This window comes from Novosphingobium barchaimii LL02 (assembly GCF_001046635.1).
GTDB lineage: Bacteria > Pseudomonadota > Alphaproteobacteria > Sphingomonadales > Sphingomonadaceae > Novosphingobium > Novosphingobium barchaimii.
The window spans coordinates 592892-605964 of record NZ_KQ130452.1 but is presented as its reverse complement, the minus strand read 5'-3'; the positions used below and the strand labels follow the sequence as shown (position 1 = coordinate 605964).

General features: G+C 62.8%; 11 protein-coding genes. 3 read left to right on the top strand and 8 right to left on the bottom strand.

Translation table 11 applies throughout. From position 1 onward, the window contains the following. Positions 1–10 precede the first annotated feature (10 nt). Together V474_RS03105 and V474_RS03100 are read right to left on the bottom strand one after the other, a co-directional pair. A complete protein-coding gene (locus tag V474_RS03105) occupies positions 11–1105 on the bottom strand; it encodes a hypothetical protein (RefSeq protein ID WP_236710573.1) in 1095 nt (364 codons plus the stop codon). 176 nt (positions 1106–1281) lie between these two features. After that, positions 1282–1584 carry a hypothetical protein gene (locus V474_RS03100; protein ID WP_059150060.1) on the bottom strand — a complete coding sequence of 101 codons (303 nt, stop codon included), beginning with the start codon at positions 1582–1584 and terminating at the stop codon, positions 1282–1284. Positions 1585–1653: 69 nt separating this feature from the next. Here V474_RS03100 and V474_RS03095 point away from each other — a divergent pair, with 69 nt between their 5' ends. From V474_RS03095 to V474_RS03085, 3 genes are all read left to right on the top strand, one after another. Further along, entirely contained in the window at positions 1654–4308 is a 2655-nt protein-coding gene (locus V474_RS03095; protein WP_059150059.1) for a hypothetical protein, read from the top strand. A 437-nt stretch (positions 4309–4745) separates the two neighbouring features. Next, a complete protein-coding gene (locus tag V474_RS03090; protein ID WP_007684572.1) occupies positions 4746–5942 on the top strand; it encodes an IS256 family transposase in 1197 nt (398 codons plus the stop codon). Between the two features lie 93 nt (positions 5943–6035). Further along, a complete protein-coding gene (locus V474_RS03085) occupies positions 6036–6551 on the top strand; it encodes an energy transducer TonB family protein (RefSeq protein ID WP_169795000.1) in 516 nt (171 codons plus the stop codon). Between the two features lie 80 nt (positions 6552–6631). Here V474_RS03085 and V474_RS03080 read toward each other — a convergent pair whose 3' ends face one another. Genes V474_RS03080 through V474_RS03055 form a run of 6 tightly spaced genes read right to left on the bottom strand, consistent with a single transcriptional unit; the run spans position 6632 to position 13070 of the window. Next, positions 6632–6922 (bottom strand): DUF1467 family protein, encoded by a 291-nt coding sequence (locus V474_RS03080; protein WP_059150057.1) that lies wholly within the window; start codon positions 6920–6922, stop codon positions 6632–6634. A 12-nt stretch (positions 6923–6934) separates the two neighbouring features. Further along, the gene (locus V474_RS03075; protein ID WP_059150056.1) at positions 6935–8560 is read right to left on the bottom strand and encodes a ribonuclease J; all 1626 of its coding nucleotides are present in this window, start codon (positions 8558–8560) and stop codon (positions 6935–6937) included. Then, complete coding sequence (locus V474_RS03070; RefSeq protein WP_059150055.1) at positions 8557–9336, bottom strand: type III pantothenate kinase; 780 nt, start codon at positions 9334–9336, stop codon at positions 8557–8559. The genes V474_RS03075 and V474_RS03070 overlap by 4 nt, the downstream gene beginning before the upstream one ends. A gap of 22 nt (positions 9337–9358) precedes the next feature. After that, the gene (locus V474_RS03065; RefSeq protein ID WP_059150054.1) at positions 9359–10075 is read right to left on the bottom strand and encodes a biotin--[acetyl-CoA-carboxylase] ligase; all 717 of its coding nucleotides are present in this window, start codon (positions 10073–10075) and stop codon (positions 9359–9361) included. Further along, the gene (gene nuoN, locus V474_RS03060; RefSeq protein WP_059150053.1) at positions 10072–11535 is read right to left on the bottom strand and encodes an NADH-quinone oxidoreductase subunit NuoN; all 1464 of its coding nucleotides are present in this window, start codon (positions 11533–11535) and stop codon (positions 10072–10074) included. Before nuoN ends, V474_RS03065 begins: the two co-directional genes overlap by 4 nt. After that, on the bottom strand, positions 11535–13070 hold the full coding sequence (locus V474_RS03055) for an NADH-quinone oxidoreductase subunit M (protein ID WP_059150749.1): 1536 nt from the start codon (positions 13068–13070) through the stop codon (positions 11535–11537). Before V474_RS03055 ends, nuoN begins: the two co-directional genes overlap by 1 nt. Between the last annotated feature and the right edge of the window lie 3 nt (positions 13071–13073).

Genomic DNA, 13073 nt, shown 5'->3' with positions numbered 1-13073 from the left:
TAAATCGAAGTTAGCCGTGCCGCCGGGGCGGCAGCAGCAACGCCGCAAGCACCAAGCCTACACAAAGCAGCCGCACGGCCAGCAGCACTTGTCCAAAACCCGAAGCCACGGCCAGAATCAGACCGAACAAGGCCCGGTCTGCGATCCATCCGGTGAACGGGCCGCCGGTAATACGCGGCGACAGTACCAGCAGCAGCATCAGGATTGCCGGCACGCATAGCCAGGCGATCGCGGGTTCTCCCGGAAAACGGGGTGTGGCGAGCAGGATCAGCGCCGCAAAAATGGCGTCAACCAGCCAAACCATCGCATCCGCGCGCGGAATCGCAGGGGAAGGCTGCCCCAAGGCGTGCCTTTCGGCAGCACGCAGCAGCCGGCTCGCTTCAACCAGCAGCCAACCGATCGCGGCGAAGACGAACCCGCCCCAAATCAGGCCGAACCATCCCAGTCCTGCCGCGATGGCAACACAGACGAGAACCGCCGCGGAAACCGCATTACTGGCGTTGCCCGCATGAAGCAGCGACGTGCCGAAACTGAGCACACCAAAGCGCGCCGCCGCCCGGCCCGGAGAACTGCAGCTTCCTTCGCCAAAGCGGGAACGCAACCATTCGTCCTCCAGCGCATAGGCTTCAGCCTCGCTGCGAATCATGCGCCAGCCCGAACCCGCGCGCGCCGAGGCCGAAACCTCGCGCATGGCGACCCCGGTTTGCAGCGCGATACGAGTGAGAGCCGATATCACATCACAATCGGCCGGCAATTCGTGCAGCCGCTCAAGCATCTGGCCCGGCAGCCGCATCAGCCCGGCGCTGGCGCGGTTGATATCGATCCTCTCGAAGCCGGCGACGAGCGCGCCCTCGACCGGCTGCACCAGCACGACCGGCGCACGGCCATCCAGCAAAGCAACTGCCTGCGCGGAATCGGCGAAAAGTCCTTCTGAAATCACGATGAGTTCGTCGCTAGCCGTCACCAGCCCGGCAAGCTGCCCCGGTCCGGTAGCGATCGTGAACTGCAGGCCGGCATGCTCGGCATCATGCTGAAGCGCGATCAATTCGGGTGAGGTCCCACGCGCCATACAGATCACGCGCTGGCATTCGAGCGCCAGCGCCATGCCCAGTTGGTGCTGCGCAACGCTCGCCCCCGCAACACGCAGGAACGCGCGCGGGTACGGCTGCCCTGCTCCGGCAGGCTCCGTCATGGCAAGCAATGCTATTCGCAAGTAAGAACTCCAGCACCCACATCCCGATGTAGGCAAGCGGGAGGCGGGTGCCAAGCGGAACCGGACAATCAGCCGACGGAAAACTCTGAGAGATAAGCCTTCAGCCGGCGGATAACGGTCGGCTCACCGGGGGCAGCGTCTAGCGCGTTGTCGGCCAGCGCCAGAAGGCGAGACGAATGGAAGCTCGCCGCGAGCCCCTTCAGGCGCATCGCCGCGACTACCCAGTTGCCGTCACAGCGCGAGCGTTCAAGCAGATCAACCTGCCGCATCACGCTTTCGACGAAAGCGCCGCGAAGTTCCGCCATAAGCACGGGATCGCCGCCTGCTGCAGCGGCCAGAGTCGCTTCGAGGGCACCTGCTTCATACGCCATTTCCCCAGAATAGTGGGCAAGGTCTTAAGGTGGGGTTTATTGCCGCTCGCCACGTGATATCCTGCGCCGATGGTTGGGGAAAACAGGATCGTCGCACTAGGTGCAGGCAGCGGCAAGAATTCCGGAGGCGAGAATTCGCAAGCCGATACCGACAGGCCTGTCGACACCGCATCCGGCGCGCTACCCCAGGAAAACTGGGATGACGCCTGGGTCGCGGCCGAGGAAGATGGCGATGTTCCGCCCCCTACCGCACCGCGCGTACCCCTCATGCCCGCTGTGGCAGGCGCGGTGGTTATTGCCTGGACCGTGCTGTTTTTCGCCGCGCTGCTACCTGCATTCAGCGCCGGATTGCCACTCGCCCAGGTTCCAGCGCTCGTAACCCAATGGTGCGCGCCGGTCCTGCTGGTCGGCCTCGTCTGGCTTCTGGTCATGCGCCACAGCAGCCGAGAAGGCCGCCGCTTCGGCGAGATTGCCAGGACGCTGTCGAGCGAATCCGCGCTGCTCGAACGACGCCTGACCACGGTCAATCGCGAACTCAGCCTTGCGCGCGAATTCATCGCATCACAATCGCGAGACCTTGAATCGCTAGGTCGCATCGCCGCCGAGCGGCTCTCTCACAACGCCGAGCGATTGCAGGAACTGGTGCGCGAAAACGGCCTGCGCGTCGATTCGATCAGCACCGTCAGCAACGCCGCGCTCGAGAACATGGAAAAGCTGCGCGGGCAGTTGCCGGTCATCGCCAGCTCCGCCAAGGACGTCACCAACAATATCGCCAATGCCGGTCGTACCGCGCATGCCCAGCTTGAAGACATGGTTTCAGGCTTCAACCGCCTCAACGAGTTCGGCTCTGCCAGTACCCGGCAGGTTGCGATGCTGCGCGAACAGGTGGGTGAAACCTTGGACGGATTTACCCGCCAGTGCGAGCAGATCGACGTCGTGGCTTCCGCCCGTTTCGCGGAACTTGCCCAGCGCAGCGAGGACTTCCGCACCCGGCTCGACGGCCATGAGGTGGAGGCGCTTACCGCAATCCGTACCCGTGCCAAGGCGTTGGCCGACGAAATCGACGAGACCGGCAATCAGTTAGACCGCCACGAGGCGGAGAGCCTGACCTCACTGCGAGCGCGCTTGGTCGCGCTGCGCGACGAAAGCGATGTCGTCAGCCGCGCGCTGCGAGAGGCCGAAGACCGTGCCGGCGAAGCGCTTCGCGCGGCGCTGACCGGGCTGTCCCAGCAACAGGCGGCAACCACCCAGGCCATTTCCGCTGCCCAGCAGACTGCCATTGACGCCTTGGCCGGCCGTGTCGCTGCAATCGCTGCAGAGGCGCGGCAGGTAGACGAATCGATCGGACTGAGGGCTGAGCGCCTGTCTATGGAGGCCGAAGACCGTCAATCCCGGCAAATCGAGCAGGAACGCCATGCCGTCGCCCGCATCGACCACATGCTGGGCGAACTTGACGGCACTATCGCCGAGCGCCTCGAACGCCACCGCATCCAAGCCGCTACACTGGCCGAACGCGCTTCGGCCGTTACCGGTGAGCTTTCGGAGTTCGAAGCCCGGCTTGAAGCCATCGTCCACCATACAGGCGAAGCCGAAAGCCGCCTGACAGCCAGCCTTGGCACGCTGACCCAGCGTCTGACCGCTGCGCGCGCCACTCTTACCGCCACCGACGGCGACGTAGAGAAGCTGACGAGCGACAGTGTGCGCCTTCTCGAGCTGATCCAGTCGAGCGCCAGGCAGACACACACCGCCCTGCCCGAAGCCCTTGCCTTATCCGAAGACCGTATCGCACGGTTGCAGGAAGGCGTTGCCGCCCTGATCGCGCAGCTTCATCTTTCAGCTCAAGGCGGTGAAAGCGTTGCAACCGGGATCGACGCGTCGGGCCGCAACCTGGACAAACTGATGACCGGCCTCGCGCAGGCCCAGGCAGATATCGCCTCACATGGCGCTGACCATGCCGTACTGCTCACTGAACTGCGCACCACAGTTACCGAAATCGACCAGGCCACCCAGACCGCAGCCGACAAGGCCGGGGGTGTGCTCAGTGAGGCCATAGCTGCACTCGATAGCAGCCTGATCGAATCGGTCGCCGCAATCGAAGGCGACAGCACCAACCGCATCGCCCACGTCGCGCAGACCTTGGCTACTGAAAGCGCGTCGGCCATCGACAAGGCCATGCGTACCAAGGTAGCCGAGATTTCCGGCCAGTTGGAACAGGCCGTCGCCCATTCTGCCGGCGTTACCCGCGAAGCGACCGGGCAGCTGCGCGAGCAAGTCGCCAAGGTCGACGAACTGGTCGGCAACCTCGAAGGCCGTATCACCGAAGCGCGCCGCCGCGCCGAGGAACAGGTCGACAATGACTTTTCGCGCCGCGTCGCGGTCATCACCGAATCGCTCAATTCAAACGCGATCGACATCGCCTCGGTGCTTTCCAGTGACATCGCAGACACCGCTTGGGCAGCCTATCTGCGCGGCGACCGCGGCATCTTCACCCGCCGCGCAGTCAGCCTGCTGGATGCGGGCGAGGCCAAGGCGATCCAGCAGGTCTTCGAACGCGACGAGGCATTCCGCGCCAACGTCAGCCGTTACATTCACGACTTTGAAGCGATCCTCAGGCAAGTCCTCTCCACCCGCGATGGCAATGCGCTGGGCGTCACCTTACTATCCTCGGATATGGGCAAGCTCTATGTTGCCTTGGCCCAGGGTATTGAGCGTTTGCGCAACTGAAATGCCGAAGGGACTATGTGAGGGCGAACGCCCTCGCGCTCCCGCGCCTTTCAATCCAAGATACTGATCAGGCGTTTTGCTGTGGCTTACCAAATGTTACCGCCGCAAGCGGTGCACGAATAGCTGGAAGCCAGAGCCCCGCTTTGCGACAGACGAACAGAGCGCGGCAAGATATCAAAAAACATCGGCGCAGTTTCATTGCCTTGTTTCATTAACAACTCACAGTTGTTTTGATGATGTAGACTCTTATTGAACATGGGTCCAATCAGCAATCCGGCCGCCAACGACTCCACCAACGAGAGTCTATTAAACTATTGACCATAACAGTCATGGTAATTGCGCCATTCGGTAGTGTGCGTGAAGTTCTGCAAAATCGCTTGAGGAGCGAGGCGGTCATGGCAGGCTGGTGATGTTCAACGTCACCGAGGAGACCCGCCATGACCAGGACCGAGATTAAGCCTGCTGTATCCGCTGTCAAAGAGTTGCTGGCGCAGGAGCCGGATGCGCTTCGCGAGATTGTGCGCAGCGTGATGCAGGCGATGCTGGAAGCCGAGATGGACGAGGCGCTGGGCGCGGGCAAGAGCGAGCGCAGCGATGCGCGGCTCGGCTACCGTTCGGGGCATTACCCGCGCACGCTGGTGACGCGGGTCGGCAAGCTGGAGCTGCGGGTGCCGCAGGACCGTGCCGGGCGCTTCTCGACCGAGCTGTTCGAGCGCTACCAGCGGTCGGAGCAGGCGCTGGTGGCGACGCTGGCCGAGATGTATGTCCAGGGCGTTTCGACGCGCAAGGTCAAGGCGATCACCGAAGAGCTGTGCGGCCATGCCTTCTCGGCCTCGACGATCTCGGCGATCAACAAGAAGCTCGATGGCAGCCTGGCGGCCTTTGCCCAGCGCCGCCTCGACGAGCCGTTCCCTTATCTGATCCTTGATGCCCGCTACGAGAAAGTGCGCGAAGGCGGCGTGGTTGGAAGCCAGGCGGTGCTGATCGCGATCGGCATCGACTGGGACGGCAGGCGGCAGATACTGGCCGTGGAGATGGCCAATCGCGAGAGCGCCACGTCATGGAAGGACTTCCTGCTGCGCCTGCGTGACCGGGGCCTGCATGGCACCGAGTTCGTCGTCGCCGACGATCATGCCGGCCTGCGCGCGGCGATCCGCGAGGTGCTGACCGGCGCCGCATACCAGCGCTGCTACGTGCACTTCCTGAGGAACGCGCTCGATCACTTGCCAAGGAAGGCCGACGACGACTGCCTGCAGGAACTGCGCTGGCTCTACGACCGGCGCAACCTCGCCGAGGCCCGCGCCGATCTCGCCCAGTGGCTCGCCCGATGGAGCGCCAAATATCCCAGGCTCACCGACTGGGCCGAGGAGACGATCGAGGAGACCTTCTCCTTCTACCGGCTGCCACGCAGGCATCACAAGCACATGAAAAGCACCAACATGCTCGAACGCTTCAATGAGGAAATCCGGCGGCGAACCTATGTCGTGCGGATATTCCCCAACGCCCCCAGCTGCCTGCGCCTGGTCCGCGCACTCGCCGTCGAAACCCACGAAAACTGGCTCGAAGCCAACCGCTACCTCAATATGGACGAACTGCGCGAGCAGAAGAAAACCGAACTACGCAAAGCCGCATGACCAGCACCATGACCGCCAATTTGCAGAACTTGACGCACACAACCCGCCATTCCTCGAAGTTTGCCGATGGCGCTACTTTGGGAGGTTACTGAAATGCAACGTCAAATCATTCTGGCTGGGACGGCATTGAGTATACTGTCGTCTGGTTTAGCCTCTGCTGCCAATAATCCGCCGAGGGACAATGCGATTGTCGTCATCTCGCCCTCCCTGGAGGCATGGTCGGCAAAAGTATTTAAGGATCTGGACCAGGGCCTGCGATATCCGTCGAGCCTCGTCGGGATGCCCACCCATACCGGAGTGGTGGCCGTAAAATTCAACTGCAACGAAGAAACAGGCGCGCCGGTAGGAATTGAAATTCAGAAATCATCTGGCCATCGCGATCTGGATCATGCCACCATGCGGGCAGTAAAGCGCATTTCCACGCTCCACCCTCTGCCAAGGGGGCTTTCGAACAACCAGAAGTACATCGTTCGGGTGCTCTTTGCGAACTCTACCGAGGATCTGCAAAGGAAAAGCGCTGAGATGCGTGCCGAGGCTGCCCGCAACAACGCATGGTTCACCAGAAGCGGGAACGTGGCTATGCTGGAACTCGCACCGATGGGGAGTTGAAGTATTAGCCGCCGGCGTAATGGCGAAGGGTCGCTTGCATCGACCCTTCGCATTTGGCTGCGGCGGCGCGTGGTTGGAGGTCAGTACCCCAGATCATCCACCGGCGGCTTGCCGAAGAAGTTGAGGTCGTCGGTCGTGATCCATTGCTCGGCGTAGTTCGCATAATAGGCGCCGAACAGCACCACCGCGAGTACCGTTGCGCGCATCGCGATAAGCTTGGGCCGGAAGTTCACCGGGGCGCTGGTTGCATGGCCGAGCTGGACCTGGTGGCCCTCCACTTCGTCCGGCGTGCGCAGGCCGAAGGGCATGACCAGAAATGCGCTGAGCACCCAGAACAGGGTGTAGATCGCGATCATCGAGGTCCAGTTCATCGCCATTTCGCGTCAGTCCTCGAGTAGCAGGACCTGGACCTGCGGCTTCTTGCCGCACCAGCGCGTTGCGGCACGGCGGGCAGCCAAGCGCGCAGCCTCGACGCGGATTGGCCGGTCCGCCTTCTTGGCGCGGCCCAGGGCGTCCGCGACATCGCGCTTGGCCTCGGCCACGAACTGATCGTAGTCCTCATCCAGCGGCAGGCCGAGAGCCGAGATTTCGACATGGCCCTTGCGGTTCGCCGCCACCGAGACAACGCCGTTGAGCGAAATCCGCCGGCGCATCGTGATCGCCTCGCCATTGGCCGCCGAGATGATGTCGCCGTCGAGCAGCAGGCGTCCCGCATGGACTTCACCGAACTTGCCGGGCTGCTTGGGCGCCAGTCGAACAAGATCGCCGTTCTTCTGGAACACCGCATGAGGAATGCCGCTGGCGATCCCGAGGCGCGCCTGTTCCTTCATATGGCGGATTTCGCCGTGAACGGGCATCAGGATTTGCGGACGCAGCCAGCTGTACAGCGCCTCCAGTTCGGGGCGCCCCGGATGGCCGGAAACGTGAATCGGGCTCTGCCGGTCGGTGACCACGACAATGCCTGCATCCGCAAGACGGTTCTGGATGCGGCCGATCTGGATCTCATTGCCGGGGATCTGACGGCTGGAGAACAGCACCACGTCGCCCTTGGCCAGCTTGATCGGGTGGTTACCGTCGGCGATGCGGGCCAGAGCGGCACGGGGTTCGCCCTGCCCGCCGGTGGCGACGATCAGCACTTCGCCGGGAGGCAGCCCCATCGCCGTCTCGACGTCGATCATCTCGGGGAGTGACTTGAGATAACCGCAGGACTGGCCCACGGAGATGATCCGATCAAGCGAACGGCCGGCGACGCAAAGCTGACGCCCGGTCTTTTTGGCGACATCGCCCAGCGTCTGCAGACGAGCGACGTTGGAGGCGAACGTAGTCACCACCACGCGCCGGCCCTTGTGGCGCTTCACTTCGGCCATCAGCCCGCGATAAACCTCGCCTTCAGACCCCGAGGCTTCCGGATTGAAGACATTGGTGGAATCGCAGACCAGCGCCAGCACGCCCTCATCGCCGATGGCGGTCAGTTCCGCCTGCGTCGCCGGAGTGCCGACCTGCGGCTCATCGTCCAGCTTCCAGTCGCCGGTATGGAAGATGCGGCCGTACGGCGTCTCAATCACAAGTGCATTGCCCTCGGCGATCGAGTGCGCCAGCGGCACATAGCGGATGCCGAAGGCACCAAGCTGGAACTGTTCGAGATCGTCGACGACGTTCAGCTCGATTTCATCGAGGATGCCCGCTTCTTCAAGCTTGGCCGCGACCAGCTTGGCGGTGAAGGGGGTGGCATAGAGCGGCACGCCCAGCTCCTGCGCGAAATAAGGAACCGCACCGATGTGGTCCTCATGCGCGTGGGTCAGGACGATGCCGAGCAGGTTTTCCCGCTCGTTCTCGATGAATTCGAGATCCGCAAAGACGAGGTCCACGCCGGGATACTCGTTACCCGAAAAGGTCATGCCGAGATCGACCATGAGCCATTTGCCCTGGCAGCCGTAGAGATTGACGTTCATGCCGATCTCGCCCGAGCCGCCGAGCGCACAGAACAGCAGTTCATTACCTGGAATCACTTAGATGCGGCCCTTTGCGCAAGAATGGCGAGGCCGTCGATCGTGAGATCCGCATCGACGGCGTCGAAGATATTGGTTGCTTCGTGAAACAGCACGGCGAGCCCGCCGGTGGCGATGACTTTGGCCGGACGGCCGATTTCAGCACGGATGCGGGCGATCAAGCCCTCCATCATTGCGACATAGCCCCAGAAGACCCCGATGAGCATCTGGTCCTCCGTGTTGCGGCCGACTACGCTGTCGCTCTTGGGCACCTGGATTGCGATGCGCGGGAGTTTCGCAGTATTGCCTACTAGCGCGTCAAGCGAAAGGTTGATGCCGGGGGCGATAATGCCGCCCTTGTAGGCGCCGTTGAAATCGATCACGTCAAACGTAGTGGCGGTGCCGAAGTCGACGACGATGAGGTCGCCCGCGTGCTTGGCATGAGCGGCAATGGAATTCACCGCGCGGTCGGCGCCCAACGAGCGTGGCTCATCCACGTCGATATCGATACCGTAGTCTGCCTTGCCGACGCCGGCGATAAGCGGCTCAATCTCGAAGTAGTGCCGCGCCAGGATCTCCAGGTTATGCAGCGCGCGCGGCACTACTGTGGAGATGATGATCTGGTCGATCGCCTTTGCCTCGACCCCGCGAATGGCTAGGAGTTGCATCAGCCAGACGGCATATTCGTCGCCGGTGCGGCGCGGATCGGTGGCGATGCGCCACCGCCCCCGGATGGCGCTGCCATCGAGCAAGGCGAACACGACATTGGTATTGCCGGCGTCAATTGCGAGCAGCATGGGACGTATCGTTCCTCAACACTCAGGTCTGCGCGAGCAGGACATCGCCGGCATGGATCGTGCGAACCGAACCGCCGGCCAGGGCGAGACGAAGGTTTCCGTCATCGGCAAGCCCGGCGAAAGTGCCCTGCACCGCGTCCTCTCCGGGCGGCAGCACCGTCAGCGGCGTTCCCTTCGGATGCGCGGCACTCTGCCAGCGACGCAAGAGCGGGGCAAGGCCGACCGAACGCCAGCGTTGCAGTTCTGTGTCGAAAGCGGAGGCCAGCGCCCGGGCGAAATCATCGCGGCTCGGGACCGCGCCGTAGTCGGCCAAAGCGCAAACCTTGCGACCGAGGATTTTGGGAGCGCTCGCGAGGTTGACCCCTATGCCAACGACGACGACGCCGGCGGTCATTTCCAGAAGGATACCAGCGACCTTGCCGCCGTCCAGCAAGAGATCGTTGGGCCATTTGAGCACAAGACCCCTGCCCTGAGGTTTGAACCCGGACAGCGATTCGTGAACCGCGAGGCCCGTCAGCAATGCGAGGGTGGCCGGCAAGGGATCGCCGGGTGCGATACGCACCGCGGTCGATCCCATGAAATTGCCGGAGCCGTCATTCCACGCGCGGCCCAAGCGGCCTTTTCCTGCCGTCTGGCGATCGGCAATCAACCAATCGCCTTCGGGCAAGTAGTCGCCGCCCTTGATCCGGGCGGCCAGGTCAGCGTTGGTGGACCCGGTTTCCGCGACCTTATGGATCAAGACGCGAAAAACAGTGCCATCGCTGCGGTGGCGGCGAGTCCGCCCAGCCATTTGGTCAACAGGTAACCGAGCGGGGAGATGAACAGGCAGGAAACCGCGAGGATCGCCTTGTGCCACACGTCGCTCTCACCCTTCACCACGTCCGCCGGTTCATCGAAGTACATCACCTTGACGACCTTGAGGTAGTAGAAGGCGCCGATCACCGAGGCAGCGAAACCGATCGCGGCGAGCGGCATCATGCCGGCATCGACGGCAGCCTGGAAGACCAGGAACTTGCCCCAGAAGCCGAACAGCGGCGGGATGCCGGCAAGGCTGAACATGATGATAGCTAGGCCGAGCGCGAGACCCGGACGAGTGCGCGACAGACCCGCAAGGCTCGCGATGTCCTCGACTGTGTTCCCGTCTTCGTCCCTGAGCATCAGGATGGCAACGAAGCCGCCCAGCGTCATGGCCACGTAGATCGTCAGGTAGAACAGCATGGCGGCAGCGCCCTGCTGGTTCGCCGCGGCAAGCCCGACCAGCATGAAGCCGACGTTGTTGATCGACGAGTAGGCCATCAGGCGCTTGATGTTCTTCTGGCCGATGGCGCCGATTGCGCCGACGACAATCGAAGCCAGCGCCAGGAATACGACGATCTGCTGCCAGGCCTGTGCCTGATCGCCGAACGCGTCGAGCAGGACACGCATGGTCAGTCCCAGCGCCGCGACCTTGGGAGCCGAGGCGAAGAACATCGTCACAGGAGCCGGTGCGCCTTCGTAGACGTCGGGCGTCCACATGTGGAACGGCACGGCGCTGATCTTAAAGGACAGGCCCGCCAGCATGAAGATCACACCAAACAGCGCGCCATGCGACAAACCGCCCGCCACAGCAGCGTTGATGCCGCTGAACGAGGTGGTGCCGGTGAACCCATACGTCAGGCTCATGCCGAACAGCAGGATGCCCGAAGCCAGTGCGCCCAATACGAAGTACTTGAGGCCCGCTTCGGCCGAACGTCCGTCGGTGCGCAGGAACGCGGCGAGGACATAAGCTGCCAGCGAGTTCATCTCGAGGCCGATATAGAGCGTGAGCAGATCGGTGGCCGAAACCATGATGCCCATGCCAAGCGCGGCGAAGACCACGAGCACCGGGAATTCGGCACGCATGGCTCCGAGGCGTTCGAAGAAAGCAGGCGCGATCACCAGGGTGGCGGCGGCCGAGAGGTAGATCAGGATCTTGGCGTAGCTGGCGAAAGCATCGGCCCGGAACTGGCCGAAGAAGGCCGAGGTATCCGGTCCCATCGCCTGACCGCAAAGTGCGGGTGCGACGAGCGCCATGGCCCCGACCAACACCGCGACGGCGAGGATCGAGATCAGGCGGCTTGCCTTGTCACCGCCCCAGGCGGCGATCAGGAGCAGGACGAGGCCTGCAATGCTTAGCGTTTCTTCCGGCGCGATCAGGCGCAGCGACTGCGACCAGTCCATCAGTGTGACCCCCCGTGCGCAACGGATTCTTCGTGCGCAGGCTTAACTTTTCCAATTGTCGGCGCGCTGTCCCCCACCGGCTTCGCACGGGCGAGGCGGGCATCGAGCGCGGCGATGTCGGCGCGCATCGGAGCGAGGAAGCTCTCAGGGTATATACCCATCCACAGGACCGCGAGGCCAAGCGGAACCACCATCAACAGTTCGCGCAGGTCGAGATCCGGCATTGCGGCGGCATCGGCGTTGTTCTGGTCCCCGAAGGCGACCCGGCGATAGAGGTAGAGCATGTAGGCAGCGCCCAGAATGATGCCGGTGGTGCAGATGAGCGCCGCCCACGTCGATACCTGGTAGATGCCGCCAAGGCTCAGGAACTCGCCCACGAAACCACTGGTACCCGGCAGACCGATGGAAGCCATCGTAAACAGCAGCAAAAACAGCGCGTAACGCGGCATGTTGATGGCAAGACCGCCGTAACGGCTGATCTCACGGGTATGCAGGCGGTCGTAGATGACGCCGACGCAGAGGAACAGCGCGCCGGCAACTAGGCCGTGGCTGAGCATCACCAGCATCGAGCCTTCCAGCCCTTGCGTGTTGAAGGCGAACAGCCCGATCGTCACGATCGCCATGTGCGCGACCGAGGAATATGCGATCAGCTTCTTCATGTCGCTCTGCACGATCGCGATCAGCGAGGTGATAACGACGGCGGCCATCGACAGGCCCCATACCAGCGGCGCGAAGTATGCCGAGGCTTCAGGGAACATCGGCAGCGAAAAGCGGATGAAGCCGTAGCCGCCCATCTTCAGCAGGACACCGGCCAGGATCACCGAGCCGCCCGTCGGCGCCTGAACGTGCGCCGCCGGAAGCCAGGTGTGGACGGGCCACATCGGCATTTTCACCGCGAAGCTGGCGAAGAAGGCAAGCCATAGCCAGGTCTGGGCATGCGGATCGAAATCGTAGGCCATCAGCGTCGGGATATCAGTGGTGCCGGCGGTGTGGACCATCCACAGCATCGCCACCAGCATCAGCACCGAGCCCAGCAGCGTGTAGAGGAAGAACTTGTAGCTGGCGTAAATCCTGTCCGTACCGCCCCAGATGCCGATGATAAGGTACATCGGGATCAGGCCGGCTTCAAAGAACATGTAGAACAGGAAGATGTCCTGGGCCGCGAAAACGCCGATCATCAGCGTTTCGACGAGCAGGAAGGCCGCCATGTATTCACCGACGCGCTTCTCGATCGAGTTCCAGCTCGCGCCGATGCAGATCGGCATGAGGAAGACCGAGAGCATGATCAGCAGCAGTGCGATGCCGTCAATGCCCAGGGCCCAGGAGAAGCCCGAGAAGATCTCGAGACGTTCGGTGAATTGCCACTGGGCGCCGCCCACATCGAAATTCATCCAGAGGACGACGCCAAGGGCGAAGTCCACCAGCGTGGCGATCAGGGCGACACTGCGCGCCGCCTTGGCTTCTAGGAAGAGGCAGGCCAGTGCGCCGATAAGCGGCACGGCCAGCATCAGGCTGAGGATGGGAAAACCACTCATCAT

Excerpts from the sequence above, each read along its gene's own strand:
- V474_RS03100 (WP_059150060.1), bottom strand. The coding sequence starts at position 1,584 with ATGGCGTATGAAGCAGGTGCCCTCGAAGCGACTCTGGCCGCTGCAGCA.
- V474_RS03055 (WP_059150749.1), bottom strand. The coding sequence starts at position 13,070 with ATGAGTGGTTTTCCCATCCTCAGCCTGATGCTGGCCGTGCCGCTTATC.
- V474_RS03105 (WP_236710573.1), bottom strand. The coding sequence starts at position 1,105 with ATGGCGCTGGCGCTCGAATGCCAGCGCGTGATCTGTATGGCGCGTGGG.
- V474_RS03095 (WP_059150059.1), top strand. The coding sequence starts at position 1,654 with ATGGTTGGGGAAAACAGGATCGTCGCACTAGGTGCAGGCAGCGGCAAG.
- V474_RS03085 (WP_169795000.1), top strand. The coding sequence starts at position 6,036 with ATGCAACGTCAAATCATTCTGGCTGGGACGGCATTGAGTATACTGTCG.
- V474_RS03080 (WP_059150057.1), bottom strand. The coding sequence starts at position 6,922 with ATGAACTGGACCTCGATGATCGCGATCTACACCCTGTTCTGGGTGCTC.
- V474_RS03070 (WP_059150055.1), bottom strand. The coding sequence starts at position 9,336 with ATGCTGCTCGCAATTGACGCCGGCAATACCAATGTCGTGTTCGCCTTG.
- nuoN (WP_059150053.1), bottom strand. The coding sequence starts at position 11,535 with ATGGACTGGTCGCAGTCGCTGCGCCTGATCGCGCCGGAAGAAACGCTA.
- V474_RS03090 (WP_007684572.1), top strand. The coding sequence starts at position 4,746 with ATGACCAGGACCGAGATTAAGCCTGCTGTATCCGCTGTCAAAGAGTTG.